Genomic DNA, 21,815 nt, shown 5'->3' with positions numbered 1-21,815 from the left:
GCGTCGCTCAGCGGGTGGTCAGCGGCTGGTACTCGGGATGCTTGCGGATGAACGCCGCCACGTACGGGCACTGCGGGACGATGGTGAGCGCCGACTGCTCGCCGAGCGTCGTCAGCGCCGCATCCGTCAGGACCGCGGCGAGTCCCTGCCCCTGATAGGCGGGGTCGACGACCGTGTGATCGATGACGATCGCGTCGGCCGTCGTGACGTAGCTCAGGAACCCGATCTCGGTGCCGTCGCCGTCGTTGAGGGCGAAGCGCGAACGATCCTGCTGGTGCTGGACGGAATTTGACATGCGCAGAGGCTACGCCGTCCCACCGGCAGAAGGCTCAGTGATTCCGCCGACGATGCCGAGTGCGAGCATCAGTGTCCGCACCCTCGGCCAGTCCCGGACGACCCCGCCAGCGCCTGTGCGAGGGTTGACCGGTGACTGAGGAGCAGCAGGACCATACGCCGGACGGCCGAGCGTCGGAGGCTCAGGCGCCGGATGATCAGGGGCGGCGCGCCGAACGTGCCGGGCGGAGCAAGCGCAAGGCCTCAGCGCGTGTGCGCCGGAACCGGAAGATCGCGGCGGCGGGTCTCGCGGTTGTCGTGCTCCTGGGAGGCGGCTTCATCTACTGGGCCGTGACCGCCGCATCGAACGGTGACGCGAGCGTGCCGACCATCGCATCCACCTCGGCCCCCGCGACGCCGACGGCCACCCCGACCCCCACAGCCACACCGACCCCGGAGCCGACCGCGGCGGCCGAGCCGACTCCGACCGAGACGCAGCCACCGGCCTCCGCGCTCGACATCACGGACCCCAACAGCATCACGGTGCTCGTGAACAAGCAGACACCGCTGGTTCCCGCCGACTACGCGCCCGCCGACCTCGTCGCCATGTCGGAGATCGGCGTCCCCTCCGCCAACGGCCACTCGCTCCGCTCGGAGGCGGCGACCGCGGTGCAGACGATGTTCGCGGCGGCCAGCGCCGAGGCGGGGCTCACCCTGGACATGACCAGCGGGTACCGCGACTACGGGCTGCAGACCGAGCTCTACACCGGGTACGTCGCCGACCTCGGCCAGGAAGCAGCCGACCTCACGTCGGCTCGTCCCGGGTACAGCGAGCATCAGACCGGGCTCGCCGCCGACATCTCATCGCAGGGTGAGGGATGCGTGCTCGAGCAGTGCTTCTCGACGACGGCGGGCGGTCAGTGGCTCGCCACGAATGCCCACCGCTTCGGCTTCATCCTGCGCTTCCCGGACGGGGCGACCGCGACCACCGGGTACGAGTTCGAACCCTGGCACTACCGCTACGTCGGCACGGAGACGTCCGCCGCGATGCAGGCGGCTGGCACCAGCACGTACGAGGAATTCCTGGGCGCTCCCGCGGCGCCAGGCTACTGAAGAGGCGAGGCTCGGTAGAGTTCTGCCAGAGCTTTGGAAGCAGAAGCACTCCAAGACCAGGAGGTCGAGATGGCAACGTGCCCCACGTGTGGTGCCGAAGCGCAGGTCGGACAGAGATTCTGCGCCGAGTGCGGTACCAAGCTGACGGCCGTGCGCCCTCGCGCCGCCGAGAGCGACGGCAGCAACGCTGCTCCGCGCCGACCCGCTGATATCGGTGCGGGAGGCTTCCGGTGGAACGCCTCGGCCCCCACTCCGCCCTCGGAGGTCGTCGGCCGCGCTCGCGAAGAGGCAGAGCAGAAGACGGCGCCCACTGACGGTGACGACTTCTTCGCACGGTACCGCCCGAAGGCCTCGTCGCCGAGCGCGCCCGAGACGGACGACGCCGGCAGCGAACCGGAACCCGCGGCTCCGGAGCCCCCGTCGTTCCTCCGCTCGCGTCGCCGCTTCAACCCCGACCTGCGCGCGACGGGTGAGCGAGGCATCGTCACGCCCGAGACGGTCATCCCTCCCACTCCGGCGCGCCCACGCACCCCCGCGCCAGCTGAGCCGCCCGTCGAGGCGCCGACCGCTGAAGAAGCTGCGAGCGCTGAGGCTCCGCAGGCTCCCGCAGCGTCGACGCCGAACACGACGGGTCCAGTGCGGGATGCGTTCGCGTTCGAGCCGCCGACAACCGAGTTCGACGTGCTCCCCATGAACACCCCGCCGGCACGTTCGTCCCAGCCCGGCATGCCCGGTGGAGACGACAGCGAGCCGCGCGGACAGGTGCCGAGCTGGTTCTCCGACCTCGAGGGCACGGGCGACCCCGCGCCCGTGGAGCCGGCGGCACCCGCCCCGGCCGCACCCGCACCGCACCGTGAGGCGCCATCGGAGACCGCTGCTCCGGAGAGCGCTGCACCAGCCAGCGCCGCACCGCAGTTCGGGAGGCCGCCCGAGCAGGCAGCAGCGGCGCCGACCGCCGACTCCGACCAGCGGGCAGCCGCTCCCAGCTCATCAGCTGACGCTGCGACGCCGGCCTCGACCGATACGGGTCTCGAGGGTGCCGGTGCGCAGTCGGGCACCACCAACGAGGCCCCGCGTATCCCCTCGTTCCGCGCCGAGCCGCCGGCGCTCCCGACGCCGCGCGTCGTCCCCTCACCGCCGCCGATGCCCGCCACGGGAGACCCGTTCCGCGGCGCATCCGCTGCCCCCGTCTTCCCGAGCGGGCCGGCGGTCGTTCCCGGCGAGCCGCCCCGCGCGGCACCTGCCGGGAAGAGCGCCTTCGATGAGCTCCTTGCCGGTGAGCGCAGCGACGGCAGCGTCCTCGATGACTCCGATCGCCCGATCGTGTCTCGCGACTTCGAGCAGACCGGCATCGTGCCGCTCCCGTCTCGCAAGCGCGAGAGCTTCGGTGAAGCGCGCGACTCCGAGCGACAGGATGCGGCCGAGCTGTTCGGTGCCTCCGGCGCCGCGGCAGCGCAGACCCCGCAGATGCCAGAGCCCGCAGCCCAGGTCCCGAGTGCAGCGCAGGCACCGAGTGCGCCGGAGGCTGAGCCGCCGACGCGCGCGCTGCCGAAGCAGCACACCGGGCCCGCCTTCGGCGAGGACGTCGACCAGGGCCAGGGTGTCAGCCACGGCCGGGGCTTCGCGCAGGATCAGGATTCCGCGCAGGGTCGTGACTTCGCGCAGGATCGTGACAGCGACCGGGATGCGCGCTTCGCTCCGCCTGAAACGCCTCAGGGAGGCCAGCGCGAGCAGGACCCTGCCAAGGAGCTGCTCTCCAGCTGGTTCGACGAGGACGACGCGGACGAGTCGTCGTCCGCCCCGGCGTCCGCTGGCGTGCGTGCGCCTCGTGCGCCTCGCCGTCCCGGGCCCGCGCCGCGTGGGGCGGGTGCGCCTGCTGCCGCCCCGCCGCGGTCCACGGGGCCCGTTTCCTCGGGACCGGTCAGTGACGAGCCCGACGTCCAGCCGTCCGATCGGAATCCGTTCGACCGAGTGGGTGCCGCGCTCGGCGGCGGGAGCGGCGGAGGCGGTGGACGCGTCGGTGCGGCCGTGCGTGGCCTCGACAACCGCAACCGTCGACGTCTCGGCATCATCGCCCTCTCGGTGGTCGGCTCGATCCTGCTGATCATCTCGGCGATCATGATCGGCAACGTCGTCGGAGCGAACCGAGACGACCCCATCGCCGGCGGCGACCCCTCCGCGAGCGAGACCGCCGCGGAGCAGCCCGCCACGGAGGAGCCGGCACCGCCCGCCGGGCCGGCCGCCGTCGCCGACCCCAACTTCGCTCCGGTCACCTTCACGAGCGAGACCGGCAACATCCGCTGCCAGATCACCCCGGAGACGGGCGTCACCTGCCAGCAGTACACCGTCGACTTCCCGGTTCCGGAACAGGCGTGCCAGGCCGGCGCGACGGGCGTCGTCGTGGGGCTCGATTCCAACGGCTACACGTTCCCGTGCCTCACGGACGACATTCCGCTTGAGGGTGCCGTCGTGCAGCCCTACAACTCGCCCGTGGTGCTCGGCGAGTTCGTGTGCGAGATCACCTTCGAAACCGGCGTGACCTGCTTCAACGCGTCGGGTGACATCGTGAGCGTCGAGTTCTCCGCTGGCGTCGGACAGGCTGGCCGCCTCAGCGCGACCAACCCGACTCCCGCCGAAGGCCAGTAGCAACCCGCCGGCGCCCGCCGACACAGAACGCCGCCTGCGTTTCCATCCTCTCGAGCACGTCCAGAGGTGGGAAACGCAGGCGGCGTTCTAGCGGCGGGTGGTGCGGTGCGCGCGGTCAGGAACTGAGCGCCGCGTCGACGATGGCCTTGGCCTCCGCCTGCACGAGCAACAGGTGCTCAGGCCCCTTGAACGACTCGGCGTAGATCTTGTAGACGTCCTCGGTGCCGGATGGGCGGGCGGCGAACCACGCGTTGTCGGTGGTGACCTTCACCCCGCCGATGGCCGCACCGTTGCCGGGGGCGTGGCTGAGACGTGCGGTGATGGGGTCGCCGGCGACCTCGACCGCTGAGATCGCATCGCCGTCGAGCTTGCCGAGCACCGCCTTCTGGGCGGGGGTGGCTGGTGCGTCGACGCGCTCGTAGGCCGGGCGACCGAACTCCGCGACGAGCTCCTCGTACCGCTGCGACGGCGTCTTGCCGGTGACGGCGATGATCTCGGCCGCGAGGAGGGCGAGGAGGATGCCGTCCTTGTCGGTGGTCCAGACGGTGCCGTCCTTGCGGAGGAACGACGCTCCGGCAGATTCTTCGCCGCCGAACACGATGGAGCCGTCGATGAGGCCGGGGACGAACCACTTGAAGCCGACGGGCACCTCGACGAGCGTGCGGCCGAGCGAGGCGGCGACGAAGTCGATCATGGTGCTCGACACGAGCGTCTTGCCGATGCCGGCCGACGCGGACCACTCGGGGCGGTTCGCGCACAGGTAGTCGATGGCCACGGCCAGGTAGTGGTTGGGGTTCATGAGCCCCGCGTCAGGGGTGACGATGCCGTGGCGGTCGGCGTCGGCGTCGTTGCCCGTCAGGATGTCGTAGTCGTGGCGTCGCGCGAGCACGGAGGCCATGGCGGACTGCGACGACGGATCCATGCGGATCTTGCCGTCCCAGTCGAGCGTCATGAACGGCCAGCGCGCATCCACGTCCGGGTTCACGACCGTCAGGTCGAGGTCGTACTCGTCGGCGATGGCCTGCCAGTACCGCACGCTGGCACCGCCGAGCGGGTCGGCGCCGATGCGCACGCCCTCGCGCTTGATGGCGTCGACGTCGATGATGTTCTTCAGGTCGCGCACGTAGTCGCCCTTGAAGTCGTGGCGGCCCACGTTGCTCGCGTCTGGGGTGCCGCGCTTCACGCCTTCGAGGCCGGCCTCGATGAGCTCGTTGGCGCGGTTCGCGATCCACCCGGTCGCGTCGCTGTCAGCCGGGCCACCGTGAGGGGGGTTGTACTTGAAGCCGCCGTCCTGCGGAGGGTTGTGGCTCGGGGTGACGACGATGCCGTCTGCCTGCTCGGTGTTGCCCGGGTCGGCGTTGTAGCGGATGATCGCGTGCGAGAGCGCGGGGGTCGGCACCCATTCGTCGTCGAGGTCGGCGAGCACGGTGACGCCGTTGCCGACGAGCACCTCGAGGGCGCTGCGCTCGGCCGGCTCGCTGAGTCCGTGCGTGTCACGTCCGATGAAGAGCGGGCCGGTGATGCCCTGAGCCGCTCGGTACTCGACGATGGCCTGCGTGATGGCGAGGATGTGCGTCTCGTTGAACGAGGAGTTCAGGCTCGAGCCGCGGTGGCCGCTCGTGCCGAACAAGACGCGCTGCGTCGAGACGGCGGGGTCGGGGATCTTCTCGGCGTACGCAGCGATGAGTGCGTCGAGATCGATGAGGTCAGTTTCAAGGGCGAGGCTGCCAGCGCGATCGTGCATGCCCTCAGTCTGGCACCGCGCGGTGTCTCGTGGGGAGGAACTCATGCATCGGCATAGGCTGAACCCCATGACCGATGCCAGCACCGTGCCAGATGAGCGAGAGACGTACTCCTACCTCGGGCCGGCTGGCACGTTCACGGAGGCGGCGCTCGGCCAGGTCGCCGCCGCCGAGGGTCAGATCTGGCGTCCCGTGAGCAACGTCGGCGAGGCGCTCGCCGATGTCACCTCCGGGCGCAGCGTGGCAGCCATGATCGCGATCGAGAACAGCATCGAGGGCGGCGTCACGGCGTCTCAGGATGCGCTCGCGACGATCCCGGGACTTCGTATCGCGGGCGAGTACGAGGTGGCGATCTCGTTCAGCCTCGTCGTCCGGCCCGGAACGCGTCTCGAGGATGTGCGCACGGTGTCGGCGCATCCGGTTGCGTACGGCCAGTGCCGCAGGTGGCTGCACGGCAACATCCCGGGGCACGAGCACGTCGTCGCGAACTCGAACATCTCGAGCGTCAACGCGCTGTTCGACGAGCGTGGCGACATCGACGCCGCGATAGCGCCGCGCGGGGTCGAGGATCGCTTCGACGTGTCGGTGCTGGGTGAGGGCATCCAGGACAACAAGACGGCGCGCACACGGTTCGCGCTCGTGAGCCTCAGTCGTGAGCTTCCGGCTCGGACGGGAGCCGACAAGACGAGCCTCATCGTCGAGCTTCCTGAGGAGTTCCCGGGGTCCCTCATGGTGATGCTCGAGCAGTTCGCGACTCGCGGCGTGAACCTCTCGATGATCACGTCTCGCCCTCTGCCTGACCGCATCGGCTCGTATCGCTTCGTGCTCGACCTCGATGGCCACATCGACGACGCGAGGGTTGCGGATGCGCTGCTCGGCCTTCGCCGCTTCAGCCCGCACGTCATCTTCCTCGGCTCGTACCCGCGGGCGGATCGCAAGCCGGTCGTCGTCGACCCCAAGTGGGGCGACGAGCACTTCGGCGAAGCGGTCGACTGGCTGAGCTCGCTGCGCGGCTGAGGCTCATCGCGCGCTGGCCTCGGTGAGGTTCGCGCCGAGACGGCGTGCGCTGTCGACCGTGAGATCGAGCACCGGGCCGTCGCGCAAGAGGATCGCGAGCCATGGAACACGTTCGTGGCGTTCCTGATGCTGGACGAGCACCAGCGTGTCGATGGCGAACGCCTGCTGACGTTCGCGGTGGGACGCCGGCGCTCGCGTGACCACCGAGACCTCTCTGCTTGCGCCGTAGTGCAGGGTCTTGTCTGCATCGAGATGCAGGGCGATGCACCATGCTGGGCAGAGCGGGGTGCCGGATCGCGTGATCATGCGCGTTCTCCTCTGGTGTGCACGTGGAGGGGCTGCCCCGGTCCGGCACAGCCGGGGCGGCTGCCGCGCGACGCGGATGCTGGGCTGTTCGGACACCGTAGAAGTGACCGCCGACATTCTGTGTCGTCTGCCACTCGACCGGTCGCACACGCCGCCGCCGTGCACCACGTAGCGCACCGCGTGTCCCAACGCCAGGGGGAGAAGTACCCGAAATTCGCCCCTTGAAAAAGGTCACGTTCCTGTTACGTTAGACAGGCACTTTGCTGGCTCCCATCTTCGCGTGCTACCCAACCCCGGTTTCGGGACGGCGACGGTGGGTTGGCGGGACACCGCCTCAGCGCCGCAGAGCCGGAGTGCGATCACCACGCGGGTGGTCGCCTCTCGCGACGCAGCGCCTCGCAGCACCGACACGACCCGCAACCAACGAAGGGGCCCACGCTTGAAGAAGCAGCTCGAACAGCTTGAGTCGGAGACGGGCTCGCGCTCGATGTCGGCTCGCGGCGGCGTCCGCAAGACGCTCGCATCCATCGGACTCATCGGCGGAATCGTCGCGATCTCTGCCGGTCTCGGCTCGGCCCCTGCGCTCGCAGACACCCCGAGCGAAGACCTCACCGGATCTCGGACGGAGCCGGTCGCGGCACCGTCGCGCCACGGCGACGACACCCGCTCGCACCTCTCACGCTCGACGGAGCCCGTGCGCAACTACGTCATCCAGCCGGGAGCGGAGCTCCCAGCGGGTGTCACGCCCGACGAGGCCGCGATCTGGGAAATCTACGTCAAGATCGCGACGCCGTCGTTCATCAACGAGCACATGTCGACGTACGAGACCTACAACAACCCGAGCAGCAACACTGCGGCTTCGGTCAACCAGGACAGCGCCGACCCCTCCAAGTGGCAGCTGAAGGTCAACCTCGCCTACGCGGACGACCAGGCCATCCTCACCGAGACCCTCATCCACGAGTTCGCTCACGTGCTCTCGCTCAACACGGAAGAGGTCGACCTCACGTACGCCTCTTGCGAGAAGCTCGAGCTCTGGGAAGGCTGCCCGCAGCCCGACTCGCAGATCCTCGGCTTCCACGAGAACTTCTGGGAGCCCTACGGCGACGCGGCTCCGCCGCAGGACAACTACGACTGGAACGTCGCCAACGCCTGGTACGCGACCCACGAGTCGGACTACGTCAGCAACTACGCGGCGATGAACATCGTCGAGGACTACGCCGAGACCTGGGCAGCGTTCGTCGTCACCGACGTCCAGCCCACGGGTGACACGGTGCTCGCCGACAAGTTCGAATTCCTGTGGAGCGACGCAGAGCAGCTCGAGCTGCGCAAGAACATCCGCATCGCCCTCGGCTTCGACGTGGCCCCGACCCCGACGGCTACCCCGACGGTCACGGCGACGCCCACCGCAACGGCAACCCCGACGGCTACGGCGACGCCGACCGCAACGGCAACTCCGACGCCCACGGCTACGGCAACCACGGAGCCGACGGCAACTGCGACGACGGAGCCCACGGCTACGGCAACCACGGAGCCGACGGCAACTGCGACGACCGAGCCCACGGCTACGGCAACGACGGAGCCGACGGCAACCGCGACGACGGAGCCCACGGCTACGGCAACGACGGAGCCCACGGCTACGGCAACCACCGAGCCGACCTCGACGCCAGGCACGACTATCACGGTCACGCCTTCGCCTTCGGAATCCGTCTCGACGTCGGCGACCCCGACTGAGACTGCGGTGGCCGCTGGCAACGACGACACGCTCGCAACCACGGGTGGAGAGTTCGACGCCGCGCTCGCGTTCGGCATCGCCGGTTCGGTGCTGCTCGCCGGAACCGTGCTCCTCCTCGCGCAGAAGAAGCGCAAGCAGGACGCCTAAGCGCCAGCAGATCCAGGTCCGGCGCACGCCGGTCTGAGAGACTGGGCGGCCTACCCCGACACGGGGTGGGTCGCCCTTTTTCGCGCACGGAAGGACGCAGTTGTGTCTCCGGATGCGCGTGCCCTTGCGTCCGCAGTCGTACCCGAGAAGAGACAGACGTGTCGTCAGCTATTCGCCACAGCCCTCGCCAGACCCCGCGTCAACGCGTTCGTCGCGTCGGACTCGCCGTCATCGCGGTCCTCCTCGGTGCAGCGCTGCTCCTCTGGGGGGCCATGCAGGCGCAGGCCGTCGAGGTCGCCTCGGATGCCGCGGAGCAGTCCGTTCCCCGCGCTGCGGTGGTCACGATCGCTGTTCTCTCGGGGGTGATCGTCGTGCTGCTCGTCGCCTTCGTCGTGTGGATGCGGCGGCGTGCGCGCGCGGAGCGGGATGAGATCGATGAGTCGGGTGGGGGAGCGGCCCGTTCCGACTGACACCCTCGGGTGTCTTCGCGACGTTCAGCGACGCGCGTCGGCTGCGAGGTCGCGGAGTGCGGCGGCGAGGTGCTCGGCGCTCAGCGTCGTGAGGTCGAGGACGGCCGCGCCCTCGTGGAGAACCGCGATCCACGGCGCAGGCTCACCCGTCTCCTGGTGGGCGACGAGCTCGAGCGTCATCGGCGTCGCGGGCAGGTCTGGGCGGAACAGGCGCTCGCCGGGGCTGGGGCGCCGCATGACCGCGAGCTCGATGCTCGCTCCGTGGTGCAGGGTGTCGCCGTCGAGGTGCAACGCGATGCACCAGGTCGGGCAGGTGTTCGTGCCGGTGGTGTGCGTCATCGATCGCTCCAGGTGTCGGCGGATCAGCGGGAGGGAAGCGAGGGGACCCGGCACAGTCTGTTCTCGTTGCCCTGCACCGACAAGCTACGGCTTGCCACCGACATTGGTGAGGTGAGGCTGCGAGGTCAGGCGCTGGGAGTCGCATCCGTTCGCGCTGAGGTGTCGTCGTCGAGGAGCTCCATGGGGGCCACGCCGAGGAGTTCCGCCATGCCCTCGAGCGTCTGGAGGGTGATGTTCCGCTCGCCTCGCTCGACGGAGCCGATGTAGGTGCGGTGCAGTCCCACGACCGCGCCGAGGGCCTCTTGGCTGATGCCGCGCGAGAGCCGGATTCGACGGATGTTCTTGCCCACGCTTCGCTGGAGTTCACCGACCATGTCCCAAATGATGGAGGAATGCTACTCATGAGTCTACAGAGTTATAAGTAGCATTCTCGCGCTTGATTCCGAGAGGATGCAAGCACTCCGGGCGGATTCGGCGGAGAAGTGAGGCGCGCGACCGCGGCGCACGCCCGGCTCGAGCGTGCTTCCCGGGCGCGCCGCCTCAGCTGAGCGCAGGCTTCTTCGGCGAGTTCTCTTCTGCAGCCAGGCCGAGCCGTCGCGCGAGCGTGCGCAGGCCCTCGTTCTCGGGGATGGGCTTCGGGGTGCGCACGGTGAGGCTCGCGGGCTCGATCCAGATGCGCGCAGCCGTGATCCGGCCGGCCGCATCCCCGTCGACCTCGAACTCCTCCGGGCCCGAGTCGAGGCGGAAGGTGACTTCCTCGACCTGGGCGTACGTGAGCGCGCGCACGTGCTTGCGGCCTTCCAGCAGGATGCGCCGGCCGACGTCGGTGCGACGCATGATGCCGGACTGCACGACGATGCGCCCGTAGATCTGCAGCCACCCGAGGAGCCCGTTCGGGCGCATGATGGCGAGGTCGAGTCGCCCGTCGTCGATCTCGGCGTCCGGGAGCAGGTGGAGCCCGCCGGGCATCAGGCCGCAGTTGCCGACCATCACGGTGGCGGCCCGCAGCGTGCTGGCGTGCGACTTGCCGTCGACCCGCAGCCGCAGGTGGAAGTTTGGCCCGTTGGCCACGGAGCGGATGATGCCCCCGAGGTACGCCACCCACCCGACCTTCTTCTTGAGGTCCTCTGAGGTGTTCGCGATCATGCCTGCGTCGATCCCGACGCCGCCCATGACGGTGAAGGCCATGCGCTCGCGGGTCTTGTCCTCGCGTTCGACGGCGGCCCAGCCGAGGTCGATGCGAGCGTCCACTCCGCCGAAGGCCACTTCCACGGCGCGCGCGACGGTGGTCATGGGCAGCGAGGAGGGCTTTGCGCCCGGCAGGATGGTGGAGGCGCTCTGCACCATCTCCGAGACCGTGTCGGTCACACCCCCGGCCACCTCGATGCCGATGTTGCGGGCGAGCAGGTTGCCGGTTCCGCCTGGCACGACGCCGAGGGCGACATCGGTGCCCGCGAGCGTCTCGGCGACGAGCCGGACGGTTCCGTCGCCTCCGGCGGCGATGACCATGGTCGCGCCGGCGGCGATGGCCTCCTTCGTCTGCCCGGCGCCAGGATCCTCGACGGTCGTCTCGAACCAGAGCGGCTCCGGCCAGTCGTACCGCTCGGCGCTCTCGGCGGCAGCTGCGCGCAGCGCTTTCGTGTCGACTTTCACTGGGTTGACGACGATGGCGGCGAGCTTGTCTGAACCCTGTCGGGCGGTATGCGGCATGCAGTGAGCTTAAGTCAGCCATGGTGTGCGTCAGCGCCGAGCTCCGCTCGTGCCCGTGTCACCTGCGCCAGCTAGGCTTGGCCCGTGATCGACGCCCAGCTTCTCCGTGACCAGCCCGACCTTCTCAAGCGCTCGCAGCTCTCGCGCGGCAACGACCCGGCGACGGTCGACGCGGCCCTCGAGGCGGATGCGGCTCGCCGGTCGGCGATCTCCGAGTTCGAGCGTCTGCGTGCTGAGCAGAACGCGGCGTCCAAGCTGGTCGCGAAGGCCAGCAAGGAGGAGAAGCCGGCGATCCTCGCCTCGGTCAAGGAGCTCGCTGCGAGCGTCAAGGCCGCGAGCCAGGCCGCCAACGAGGCGAGCGCCGCCGCGGACGTCGCGATCGGGCGCATCCAGAACCTCGTCATCGAGGGGGTCCCCGCGGGTGGCGAGGAGAACTTCGAGGTGCTCAAGACCGTCGGGGAGCGGCCGAGCTTCGACTTCGAGGCGCGCGACCACCTCGAGCTGGGCGAGCTGCTCGGCGCGATCGACATGCAGCGCGGCGCGAAGGTCTCCGGCGCACGCTTCTACTTCCTCCGCGGCATCGGCGCGCGACTGGAGCTGGCCCTCATGTCGTACGCCCTCGACGTCGCGATCCGCAATGGCTTCGTGATGCTCACGACGCCGACGCTCGTGAAGCCGGAGATCATGCGCGGCACCGGGTTCCTCGGCGAGCACGCCGACGAGGTCTATCACCTGCAGGACGACGACCTGTACCTGACGGGCACCAGCGAGGTCGCGCTCGCGGGCTACCACTCGGATGAGATCCTCGACCTCGAGGCCGGCCCGCTTCGCTACGCCGGCTGGTCGACCTGCTACCGCCGCGAGGCCGGCTCGCACGGCAAGGACACTCGCGGCATCATCCGCGTGCACCAGTTCAACAAGCTCGAGATGTTCGTCTACGCGAAGCCGGAGGAGGCGGAGGCGGAGCATGAGCGGCTCCTCGGCTGGCAGGAGGAGGTGCTGCAGTCGCTCGGCTTGAGCTACCGCGTCATCGACACCGCCGCTGGAGATCTCGGCTCTTCGGCTGCTCGCAAGTTCGACGTGGAGGCGTGGGTGCCGACGCAGGACGCGTACCGCGAGCTCACCTCGACGTCGAACTGCACGACCTACCAGGCGCGGCGCCTGTCGACGCGCCATCGCACCGAGTCGGGGAAGACGACGCCGGTCGCGACGCTCAACGGAACGCTCGCGACGACTCGCTGGCTCGTCGCCCTGTTCGAGACGCATCAGCGCGCGGACGGCTCGGTGCTCATCCCCGAGCCCCTGCGCCCGTACCTCGGTGGCCTCGAGGTCATGGAGCCCGTCGCGTGAGCGCGGAGAGCCTGACGGGCCTGGGCACCTCGAACGAGGCGGATGCCGCAGGCGAGCGGATGCTCGTGGCGCTCGACATCGACGGAACGATCCTCGGCATCGACGGCGCGATCCCAGACGCCACGTTCGAGCAGGTTCGCCGCCTGCAGGCGGCAGGCCACGAGGTCATGCTCGCGACGGGCCGCAGCTGGGCGGACACGCGCCCCATCGCAGAGCGGCTCGGCCTCGACTCCCGGTTCCACGTCTCCGCCAACGGGGCCATGACGCTCGAGCGGGATGCCGTCGCCCAGGGCGGATACGCGACCCGGTGGATCGAGACCTTCGACCCCACCGAGGTGCTCGTGAGCCTGCGCGGCGCACTCGAGAACGCCATGTTCGCGGTCGAGGACCCGCACGGCGTGTTCAAGTACAGCGGGCACTTCCCCGACGGCAGCTTCGAGGCTCGGGGCCAGGAAGTTCCCTTCGAGCAGCTGCTCAACGCCGAGGCGACGCGTCTGGTCGTCATCTCGCCCGACCATTCGATCGAGGAGTTCACGGCGGTCATCGAACGGCTCGGGTTGCACGAGGTCAGCTACTCGGTTGGGTGGACGGCGTGGCTCGACATCGCGCCGGACGGAGTCAACAAGGGCACCGCGCTCGAGCGTGTGCGTCGCGAGCTGGGCATCCCGATGGAGCGGGTCGTCGTCGCCGGCGACGGCCGCAACGACATCGAGATGCTGCAGTGGGCGGCCAACGGGGGAACGGCCATCGCGATGGGCGACGCGCCTCAGGAGGTCATCGACGCCGGCAACGTGCTGGCGCCGGACTTCGCCCACGACGGCCTCGGCGTGGCGCTGAGCAAGCTCAGCTAGGCACGAGCGTGACCGTCGACGTGCCACGGAGGCGGAAGCGGCCGCTCGCCGCCATCGGGCAGGGGCTCGACGGCTTCTTCTTCGTGTTCGCCGGGCTCGCCGCGATCTGGCTCGCGTTCCTCGTCGCCGACGACTCCCTGCAGGTCGGCTGGTGGGGGATCCTGCTCCTGGTCATCTTCTGGGCGCTCCTCGCGTACCTGGTGCTGCCGCGAATGCACCGCATCCTGACGACCGTGTACGTGCCCGACTACTTCATCGGCAGGGCCCGCACGAGCGACGGCCTGCTTGGCGACCCCATCAACCTTGGGCTGCTCGGTCACGAGGCCGAGCTGCATGAGGCCATGCGGGCCGCGGGCTGGACTCGGGCCGATGACATCTCGCTGCGCACGAGCCTCGGGATCATCTCCTCGACCGTCACTCGGCGCAGCTACGACGAGGCGCCGGTGAGCCCGCTCTTCCTCTTCGGTCGGCAGCAGGACTTCGCCTACCAGCAGGAAGTCGCCGGGAATCCCGCGAAGCGGCACCACGTGCGGTTCTGGAAGTGTCCGGAAGGCTGGCTCCTCCCAGGCGGCACGCGCGTCGACTGGCTCGCGGCCGGCACCTTCGATCGTGCCGTCGGCTTCTCGCTCTTCACGCTGCAGGTCACGCACAAGATCGATGCGGACACCGATGTCGAGCGGGACCACATCGTCGCGACCGTGCTCCAGGGCACGCCGCGGGCGTCGGTCGCGATCCTGAAGGACTTCTCCACCGGGTACCACTCGCGCAACGGGGGTGGTGACTCGATCCGCACCGACGGCAACCTCCCGGTGCTGCAGCTGCCGAGCGCCGTGGATGCTGCGACGGGCGTCTCGTCCCCGGTGCTCGAGCCGCTGGCGAACGCCGCGTTCGAGCGCCAGCCCACGGTCGCCCCTGCCCCTGCCCCGTGGCCCCGGCCCGCATCCGCTCCCGCTCGTCCGGAGCGCTCGGCGAGGAAGCGGGCGGCGTTCGAGCCCCTCAGCTCGTCGAATCCGGTCGAGGCCTCCGTCGGCGAGGCCGTGCGACGGCACGGCCGGCCGATCACGACGACCTTCGGTGCCATCGTCGTCTTCGGGCGAGGGGTGCTCGCCCTGCTCTTCTTCGGGGCGCTGGCCCTTCTCGGGCCCGACGGCATGCGTGAGGTGCTCACGGATGCCGACCTCTCCGGCACCGATGCGGCGACGCTCGCGGAGCCCGCCTGGATCGTGGCGATGATCGCGGGCGCCATCATCGTCCTCACCTCGCTGCTGCTTGGTGTGCTCGTGCTGCGCGGCGTCAACTGGGCCCGCATCACGCTGCTGCTCTACGCGGCGGCGTCGATCGCACTGCAGTTCGGCAGCTGGTGGGCCGGCGACGAGGAAATCAGGTTCAGCACTACCCTCGCGTTCACGGCTCTGGATATCCTGTCCCTGCTGGCTCTGTCAGGGAAGCCGGCGCGTCAGTACTCGCGGCAGCGTCCGTGAGGTCGCGGGTCCTCCCCGGGTAACCAGACATTTCACTTTCGGTTACCATGGACACGCGACAAGCTCGAAAACGATACTGAATCGTTGTGAGCAATCCTGGAGGGCTGTCCGAGCGGCCGATGGAGCTGGTCTTGAAAACCAGTGGGCAGCAATGTCTCGTGGGTTCGAATCCCACGCCCTCCGCCACCAAGCCCCTGACGTGAGGAACCCCGCCTGTGACGCACTCCGGACCTTCCCGCGCACGGCGCGGCTTCGTCCCGGGCCAGGGCGTCAAGGACGAAGCGCCGAAGGTCACCTCGGCGCGCCACGGCAAGCTGCACGTGACGACGCCGACGAACTCGGTGGTGAAGACGGGGACGATCGCCCTGTGCGTCGCGCTCGTCAGCGTCATGTTCGTCGGGGCGCTCGCCTGGATCAACCTGCAGTCGAAGGTCACGACCTTCGACATCGCCGACCCGTCAGGTTCTGAGGAGCCCGCGAACTTCGCCGAGATCGAGGGCGGCATCAACGTGCTGCTCGTCGGCAGCGATGACCGCACGGGGCAGGGTGCCGAGTTCGGCGAGGGCGAAGCGGACGCGGACGGTGTGCTCAACGACGTCAACATGCTCCTCCACATCGCGGAGGACCGCTCGAGCGCATCCGTCGTCAGCATCCCGCGAGACACGATCGTCAACAAGCCCGCTTGCACCAACGACCAGGGCGTCGCCATGGAAGAGGCCTACGAGGTCCCCATGAACAGCATCCTCGGCGAGGGCGGCATGAACTGCGTCGTCTCCACGGTCGAGGCGATGAGCGGCATCGAGATCCCCTACGCGGCGATGGTGAAGTTCCGCGGCGTCATCGAGATGTCCAACGCCGTCGGCGGCGTCGACGTCTGCGTGGCGAACGAGATCAACGATGACTACGTCGGCCTGTACCTCCAGCCGGGTGACTACACGCTGCAGGGCGAGGATGCGCTGAAGTTCCTCCGCACCCGCCACGGCGTCGGTGACGGCAGCGACCTCACCCGCATCGCGAACCAGCAGGTGTTCCTGTCCTCCCTCATCCGCGAGGTGAAGAGCGCGGGCACGCTCACGAACCCCGTCAAGCTCTACGGCCTGGGTGTCGCGGCGACGCAGAACATGACCATGTCGAGCTCGCTCACCGACCCGAACACGCTCGTCAGCATGGCGATGGCGCTCTCGCAGGTGCCGCTCGACAAGATCACGTTCGTGCAGCTGCCGACGGGCGAGTACGACTCGGCGCGAGTGCAGCCGCTCGAACCGGACGCGACGGCCATGTGGGAGCTGCTGCGCACCGACCAGTCGCTCGAGGTCGCCGGTGCTCCGGAGGCGACGGAGACACCTGACCCGAACGCGACGGTCAACATCGATCCGGAGACGGGCTGGGTGATCGACCCGACGACGGGCTTCCCGATCGACCCGGCCACGGGCATCCCGGTCGACCCGGCAACCGGCCTTCCGGTTGAGACGGCGCCAACGACGGCCGTGCCGCAGCCGACGCTCGCCGGTCAGCGCGCCGATGAGGAGTCGTGCTCCAACGCGAGCACGTCGCTCTTCTGAGCTCGGTGAACAGCGGCGAGCGCTGCTCGGGCGTGGTCAGGTGATCCACGTTCGCGAGGCCTATGCTGACGAACTCCACGTACGCTTCGGGGGAGGCCCGCACCTGTGACGACTTCTCGACGACGGGGGAGCAGCGCTCAGCGCTTCGACCGGGCCGGTGACGACGGCATCCTGCACCCGGATGCGCGCGGCGGGGTCGCCCAGCACGGCCGGCTGCCCGTGACGTCAGCGGCTCGCTCGCTTGGCAAGGGGCTGCTCATCGCGCTGTCGGTGGCGCTCGTGAGCGTGCTCGCCATCGGCGGCATCGCTGTCGCCGGCCTCTGGGGGCGGCTCGACGTGCTGCCGAATCCCGGCGGAGACGACGAGGACACCGTGGCGTTCGATGAGATCGAGGGCGGCTTCAACATCCTCCTCGTCGGCAGCGATGACCGCACGGGTCAGGGCGCCGAGTACGGGGAGGGCGACGAGGACGCGTCCGGCGTGCTCAACGACGTGAACATGCTGCTGCACGTCTCTGCTGACCGCACGCACGCATCCGTCGTCAGCATCCCCCGCGACACGATCGTCGACCAGCCGGCGTGCACCAATGACCAGGGTGTTGCTCAGGAGGAGCGCTTCGAGGTGCCCATGAACAGCATCCTCGGCGAGGGTGGCATGGGCTGCGTCGTCGAGACGGTCGAGGCGATGAGCGGCCTCGACATTCCGTACGCGGCGATGGTGCAGTTCCTCGGGGTCATCGAGATGTCGAACGCGGTGGGCGGTGTCGACGTGTGCGTCGCGAACGAGATCAGCGACGACTACGTGGGCCTCTACCTGCAACCCGGCAACTACACGCTGCAGGGCGAGGATGCGCTGAAGTTCCTCCGCACCCGCCACGGCGTGGGCGGTAGCGACCTGCAGCGCATCGCGAACCAGCAGGTGTTCCTCTCATCGCTCATCCGTGAGGTGAAGAGCGCTGGCACCCTCGCGAACCCGACGAAGCTGTACGGCCTCGGGGTCGCAGCCACGCAGAACATGAAGATGACGAAATCGCTCGCCGACGTGCCGACGCTCATGGGCATGGCGTCAGCGCTCAACCAGGTCGATCTGTCGAAGATCGCGTTCGTGCAGCTGCCGACGGCCGACTACGACGGTGCTCGGGTCATGCCACTCGAGCCCGACGCGACAGCCATGTGGGATCTGCTCGCTGCCGACCAGCCTCTGTCGGTTGCCGGGGCGCCGACCGGTGAGGATGGCGCGACCGGTGAGGATGGCGCGGCCGGCGACGGCACGACCGGTGAGGACACGGCCACGGATGCGCCCGTCGACCCGAACGCGCCGGTCGCGACTCCGGCGCCGACCTTCGCAGGCCAGGCAGCCGACCAGGAGTCGTGCTCCAACCCGACGACGCTCTTCGGATAGTCGCTCGTCTCGGCTTGGCCGGCGCGTGCCACGAGCAGTCGTACGCCAATTTCCCGCTCGGTTCGGAACTTGGCTCGCGACCCGCTACGATAGGTGAGTCTTGGAGACGTCGCATAGTCCGGCCGAGTGCACCACCCTGCTAAGGTGGAGTCCCCTTTGAGGGGACCAGGGGTTCAAATCCCCTCGTCTCCGCTCTGCAGAGAACACCAAGATGAAGCCCCGGTCCGAGCCCAGCTCGGAGCCGGGGTTTCGTGTCTCCAGCGGCGGCACCTGTGGTGCGACCACCCGCCGGTCTTGGCGAGTCGCGCACGGCATAGGGTTGGTTGGTCAGTGCCCCTGCACTCCCGAACCAACGTGAGGTCACATGCCAGAACGCTCGAGCAGTCCCAAGATCGCCTTCCTCGATGTCGACGGCACGATCCTCGACCACGGGCGTCGGATCGCTCCTTCGACGGTGCGAGCGGTGCGTGAGGCACGTGCCGCGGGGCACCTCGTCTACCTCTGCACCGGCCGAGCGGCCGGGCACATCCCGCAGGCGGTGCTCGATATCGGGTTCGACGGGGCTGTCACCAACGGCGGGGCCTTCGCGGACGCGGGAGACGTTCGCGTGCACGAGGAGACGATGCCGCGGGCCGAGCTCGACGCCCTCATCGCGCACTTCGAGAAGCACGACCTCCACTACTTGCTGCAGAGCGACAAGCGCGTCTACGCACCTGCAGCCACCCGGGCGGCGCTCGTGCAGCACCTGCAGGCCGCGCGGGTCGGCAAGGTCGAACCGCAGACGTCGCCGCAAGAGGGGTTCTCTGCCGAGCCCATCGAGGACGCCCCGCTCACCGAGATCGCGAAGGCGGTGTTCTTCACGGAGCAGCCCGGCGCCGTCGACCGGGCGAAGGCCGAGTTCGGCGGGCGCTTCCACATCGTGCGCGGGAGCATGCCGCTGCCTGGTGGTTCCGACGGGGAGGTCGGTCTTCCGGGCACCACGAAGGGTGCCGCCATCGAGAAGGTGCTCGAGCACCTCGGGCTGGACCGTGCTGATGCCATCGGCATCGGCGACAGCTGGAACGACATCGAGATGTTCGACGTGTGTGGCGTCGGGATCGCGATGGGGAACGCCGACCCCGAACTGCAGAAGCTTGCTGATGAGGTCACCACCACCGTGCTGGAAGACGGCATCTCCACGGCCTTCGCCCGCCACGGCCTGGTGGAATAGCGCCCGGAGCCGCCCGCAGGCGCTAGGTCCGCGAGCCCGACCACGGGCGCGACACGCCCGGGTTCAAGGATGGTTTGACCTCTGGATCAAAACGCGGGTAAGTTACACAGGTTGCTTCCGAGCGGCAGGGAAACCGGCCAGGAAGAAGCGCACATAACTCAACATCAGGACCACGAACGTCCAGTAGCAATTGCGAATCTCGCACAGCTCAAGTTGACAAGGTTCCAAGCCTGATGTAGGTTAGAGAGGTTGCTCTCGGGAGATGGTCGAATAGGCCGGAAACGAGAAGCGTCCGATTCTTGAGAACTCAACAGCGTGCACTATGTCAAATGCCAATTTGATCCCGTGCCTCTCCTTTATTGGAGGGGTAAGGATTCCTTTTGGAAACATATTTGGACAATACAAGTCAGTACTGAGCCTTCGGGTTTGGTGTTGTTTTGTTTTTTGTCAGTTTCAAACTTGTCATCGCACTTCGGTGTGGTGGCGTGATGTTTATCAGGCAGCTTTCGGGTTGTTTGGTTGTTATTCATTTACGGAGAGTTTGATCCTGGCTCAGGACGAACGCTGGCGGCGTGCTTAACACATGCAAGTCGAACGATGAAGCCCAGCTTGCTGGGTGGATTAGTGGCGAACGGGTGAGTAACACGTGAGCAACGTGCCCATAACTCTGGGATAACCTCCGGAAACGGTGGCTAATACTGGATATCTAACACGATCGCATGGTCTGTGTTTGGAAAGATTTTTTGGTTATGGATCGGCTCACGGCCTATCAGCTTGTTGGTGAGGTAATGGCTCACCAAGGCGACGACGGGTAGCCGGCCTGAGAGGGTGACCGGCCACACTGGGACTGAGACACGGCCCAGACTCCTACGGGAGGCAGCAGTGGGGAATATTGCACAATGGGCGAAAGCCTGATGCAGCAACGCCGCGTGAGGGATGACGGCCTTCGGGTTGTAAACCTCTTTTAGTAGGGAAGAAGCGAAAGTGACGGTACCTGCAGAAAAAGCACCGGCTAACTACGTGCCAGCAGCCGCGGTAATACGTAGGGTGCAAGCGTTGTCCGGAATTATTGGGCGTAAAGAGCTCGTAGGCGGTTTGTCGCGTCTGCTGTGAAATCCCGAGGCTCAACCTCGGGTCTGCAGTGGGTACGGGCAGACTAGAGTGTGGTAGGGGAGATTGGAATTCCTGGTGTAGCGGTGGAATGCGCAGATATCAGGAGGAACACCGATGGCGAAGGCAGATCTCTGGGCCATTACTGACGCTGAGGAGCGAAAGCATGGGGAGCGAACAGGATTAGATACCCTGGTAGTCCATGCCGTAAACGTTGGGCGCTAGATGTGGGGACCATTCCACGGTTTCCGTGTCGTAGCTAACGCATTAAGCGCCCCGCCTGGGGAGTACGGCCGCAAGGCTAAAACTCAAAGGAATTGACGGGGGCCCGCACAAGCGGCGGAGCATGCGGATTAATTCGATGCAACGCGAAGAACCTTACCAAGGCTTGACATATACCGGAAACGTTCAGAAATGTTCGCCCCGCAAGGTCGGTATACAGGTGGTGCATGGTTGTCGTCAGCTCGTGTCGTGAGATGTTGGGTTAAGTCCCGCAACGAGCGCAACCCTCGTCGTATGTTGCCAGCACGTAATGGTGGGAACTCATATGAGACTGCCGGGGTCAACTCGGAGGAAGGTGGGGATGACGTCAAATCATCATGCCCCTTATGTCTTGGGCTTCACGCATGCTACAATGGCTGGTACAATGGGCTGCAATACCGCGAGGTGGAGCGAATCCCAAAAAGCCAGTCTCAGTTCGGATTGGGGTCTGCAACTCGACCCCATGAAGTCGGAGTCGCTAGTAATCGCAGATCAGCAACGCTGCGGTGAATACGTTCCCGGGCCTTGTACACACCGCCCGTCAAGTCATGAAAGTCGGTAACACCCGAAGCCGGTGGCCTAACCTTTTGGAGGGAGCCGTCGAAGGTGGGATCGGTAATTAGGACTAAGTCGTAACAAGGTAGCCGTACCGGAAGGTGCGGCTGGATCACCTCCTTTCTAAGGAGCACTTAGCACGCACTCTTCGGGGTGTGTAGCTGAAGTCATTTCGGTCGCAAACGTCGACCGGTGGCGCTCATGGGTGGAACATTTGACTATTCGGTGCTTGTTGTTGTTCGTGCGGAGTACGCCCTTTGGGGTTGGAAACGTGTGGGTGATGGTGAGTGCTGGTGTGCACGCTGTTGGGTCCTGAGGGACCGGGCCTGCTGCCGCTCGCGGCTTCTTTCGGGGAGTTGGGGTGGTGGTGGATCGGAACTCTTGGGCCTTCGTTGTGCGGCTTTGTGTCGTGCAGGGTTGGTACCGATCGTATGTTGAGAACTACACAGTGGACGCGAGCATCTTGAATGCCGCAAATGTTGATCGTCTTCGGATGGTTGGGTTTGTGGTGTTCAGCAATTTTAGTCAAGAGTTTCTGA

17 protein-coding genes, 2 tRNA genes and 1 rRNA gene are annotated in these 21,815 nt (G+C 67.5%); 14 read left to right on the top strand and 6 right to left on the bottom strand.

All coding sequences use genetic code 11. The annotated features are described in order from the left end of the window. Positions 1-7 precede the first annotated feature (7 nt). Positions 8-295 (bottom strand): GNAT family N-acetyltransferase, encoded by a 288-nt coding sequence (locus ACQFZP_RS09400; protein ID WP_179555380.1) that lies wholly within the window; start codon positions 293-295, stop codon positions 8-10. 131 nt (positions 296-426) lie between these two features. Here ACQFZP_RS09400 and ACQFZP_RS09395 point away from each other — a divergent pair, with 131 nt between their 5' ends. Together ACQFZP_RS09395 and ACQFZP_RS09390 are read left to right on the top strand one after the other, a co-directional pair. After that, complete coding sequence (locus ACQFZP_RS09395) at positions 427-1,386, top strand: M15 family metallopeptidase (protein WP_211891154.1); 960 nt, start codon at positions 427-429, stop codon at positions 1,384-1,386. A 150-nt stretch (positions 1,387-1,536) separates the two neighbouring features. Continuing rightward, the gene (locus tag ACQFZP_RS09390) at positions 1,537-4,032 is read left to right on the top strand and encodes a hypothetical protein (RefSeq protein WP_249312278.1); all 2,496 of its coding nucleotides are present in this window, start codon (positions 1,537-1,539) and stop codon (positions 4,030-4,032) included. A 115-nt stretch (positions 4,033-4,147) separates the two neighbouring features. Here ACQFZP_RS09390 and pgm read toward each other — a convergent pair whose 3' ends face one another. Then, a complete protein-coding gene (gene pgm / locus ACQFZP_RS09385; protein WP_211891152.1) occupies positions 4,148-5,776 on the bottom strand; it encodes a phosphoglucomutase (alpha-D-glucose-1,6-bisphosphate-dependent) in 1,629 nt (542 codons plus the stop codon). A gap of 67 nt (positions 5,777-5,843) precedes the next feature. Here pgm and pheA point away from each other — a divergent pair, with 67 nt between their 5' ends. Then, positions 5,844-6,791, top strand: coding sequence for a prephenate dehydratase (gene pheA / locus ACQFZP_RS09380; RefSeq protein WP_179555376.1), 948 nt, complete (start codon positions 5,844-5,846; stop codon positions 6,789-6,791). 3 nt (positions 6,792-6,794) lie between these two features. On the opposite strand, the gene ACQFZP_RS09375 is transcribed toward pheA, so the two are convergent. Beyond that, complete coding sequence (locus tag ACQFZP_RS09375) at positions 6,795-7,097, bottom strand: DUF6907 domain-containing protein (RefSeq protein WP_211891151.1); 303 nt, start codon at positions 7,095-7,097, stop codon at positions 6,795-6,797. Positions 7,098-7,536: 439 nt separating this feature from the next. Between ACQFZP_RS09375 and ACQFZP_RS09370 the strand changes: the two genes are divergently transcribed. After that, entirely contained in the window at positions 7,537-8,976 is a 1,440-nt protein-coding gene (locus tag ACQFZP_RS09370; RefSeq protein WP_211891150.1) for a hypothetical protein, read from the top strand. A 158-nt stretch (positions 8,977-9,134) separates the two neighbouring features. After that, positions 9,135-9,446 carry a hypothetical protein gene (locus tag ACQFZP_RS09365; RefSeq protein WP_211891149.1) on the top strand — a complete coding sequence of 104 codons (312 nt, stop codon included), beginning with the start codon at positions 9,135-9,137 and terminating at the stop codon, positions 9,444-9,446. Between the two features lie 24 nt (positions 9,447-9,470). Here ACQFZP_RS09365 and ACQFZP_RS09360 read toward each other — a convergent pair whose 3' ends face one another. The 3 genes from ACQFZP_RS09360 to ACQFZP_RS09350 form a co-directional block, all read right to left on the bottom strand. Next, positions 9,471-9,785, bottom strand: a complete 315-nt coding sequence (locus ACQFZP_RS09360; RefSeq protein WP_211891148.1) for a DUF6907 domain-containing protein — start codon at positions 9,783-9,785, stop codon at positions 9,471-9,473. Positions 9,786-9,910: 125 nt separating this feature from the next. Then, positions 9,911-10,159, bottom strand: coding sequence for a helix-turn-helix domain-containing protein (locus tag ACQFZP_RS09355; protein WP_179555371.1), 249 nt, complete (start codon positions 10,157-10,159; stop codon positions 9,911-9,913). A 166-nt stretch (positions 10,160-10,325) separates the two neighbouring features. Then, positions 10,326-11,495 carry a diacylglycerol/lipid kinase family protein gene (locus tag ACQFZP_RS09350; protein ID WP_104310946.1) on the bottom strand — a complete coding sequence of 390 codons (1,170 nt, stop codon included), beginning with the start codon at positions 11,493-11,495 and terminating at the stop codon, positions 10,326-10,328. A gap of 84 nt (positions 11,496-11,579) precedes the next feature. Between ACQFZP_RS09350 and serS the strand changes: the two genes are divergently transcribed. The 9 genes from serS (at position 11,580) to ACQFZP_RS09305 (ending at position 21,399) form a co-directional block, all read left to right on the top strand. Beyond that, a complete protein-coding gene (gene serS, locus ACQFZP_RS09345; protein ID WP_104310947.1) occupies positions 11,580-12,845 on the top strand; it encodes a serine--tRNA ligase in 1,266 nt (421 codons plus the stop codon). Beyond that, on the top strand, positions 12,842-13,696 hold the full coding sequence (locus ACQFZP_RS09340; RefSeq protein ID WP_258067949.1) for an HAD family hydrolase: 855 nt from the start codon (positions 12,842-12,844) through the stop codon (positions 13,694-13,696). Before serS ends, ACQFZP_RS09340 begins: the two co-directional genes overlap by 4 nt. A gap of 8 nt (positions 13,697-13,704) precedes the next feature. Then, positions 13,705-15,177: an LssY C-terminal domain-containing protein gene (locus ACQFZP_RS09335; RefSeq protein ID WP_307852805.1), complete on the top strand. Its 1,473-nt coding sequence runs from the start codon at positions 13,705-13,707 to the stop codon at positions 15,175-15,177. Positions 15,178-15,275: 98 nt separating this feature from the next. Next, positions 15,276-15,363, top strand: a tRNA-Ser gene (locus ACQFZP_RS09330). A 29-nt stretch (positions 15,364-15,392) separates the two neighbouring features. Beyond that, on the top strand, positions 15,393-16,739 hold the full coding sequence (locus ACQFZP_RS09325) for an LCP family protein (RefSeq protein ID WP_104310948.1): 1,347 nt from the start codon (positions 15,393-15,395) through the stop codon (positions 16,737-16,739). Positions 16,740-16,844: 105 nt separating this feature from the next. Further along, positions 16,845-18,140, top strand: coding sequence for an LCP family protein (locus tag ACQFZP_RS09320; protein ID WP_211891147.1), 1,296 nt, complete (start codon positions 16,845-16,847; stop codon positions 18,138-18,140). Positions 18,141-18,242: 102 nt separating this feature from the next. Beyond that, positions 18,243-18,332: transfer RNA gene (locus ACQFZP_RS09315), tRNA-Ser, on the top strand. A gap of 172 nt (positions 18,333-18,504) precedes the next feature. After that, a complete protein-coding gene (locus tag ACQFZP_RS09310) occupies positions 18,505-19,350 on the top strand; it encodes a Cof-type HAD-IIB family hydrolase (RefSeq protein WP_104310950.1) in 846 nt (281 codons plus the stop codon). Positions 19,351-19,879: 529 nt separating this feature from the next. Then, a 16S ribosomal RNA gene (locus tag ACQFZP_RS09305) occupies positions 19,880-21,399 on the top strand. Positions 21,400-21,815: the final 416 nt, after the last annotated feature.

It is taken from the genome of Pseudoclavibacter sp. Marseille-Q434 (assembly GCF_050315415.1).
In the GTDB taxonomy this organism is placed as follows: Bacteria; Actinomycetota; Actinomycetes; order Actinomycetales; family Microbacteriaceae; genus Pseudoclavibacter.
This window is presented reverse-complemented; position numbering and strand designations above follow the sequence as displayed.

Bases quoted from the DNA above. Each gene is read 5' to 3' on its own strand.
- ACQFZP_RS09400 (WP_179555380.1), bottom strand. From the start codon at position 295: ATGTCAAATTCCGTCCAGCACCAGCAGGATCGTTCGCGCTTCGCCCTC.
- pgm (WP_211891152.1), bottom strand. From the start codon at position 5,776: ATGCACGATCGCGCTGGCAGCCTCGCCCTTGAAACTGACCTCATCGAT.
- pheA (WP_179555376.1), top strand. From the start codon at position 5,844: ATGACCGATGCCAGCACCGTGCCAGATGAGCGAGAGACGTACTCCTAC.
- ACQFZP_RS09375 (WP_211891151.1), bottom strand. From the start codon at position 7,097: ATGATCACGCGATCCGGCACCCCGCTCTGCCCAGCATGGTGCATCGCC.
- ACQFZP_RS09360 (WP_211891148.1), bottom strand. From the start codon at position 9,785: ATGACGCACACCACCGGCACGAACACCTGCCCGACCTGGTGCATCGCG.
- ACQFZP_RS09355 (WP_179555371.1), bottom strand. From the start codon at position 10,159: ATGGTCGGTGAACTCCAGCGAAGCGTGGGCAAGAACATCCGTCGAATC.
- ACQFZP_RS09350 (WP_104310946.1), bottom strand. From the start codon at position 11,495: ATGCCGCATACCGCCCGACAGGGTTCAGACAAGCTCGCCGCCATCGTC.
- ACQFZP_RS09310 (WP_104310950.1), top strand. From the start codon at position 18,505: ATGCCAGAACGCTCGAGCAGTCCCAAGATCGCCTTCCTCGATGTCGAC.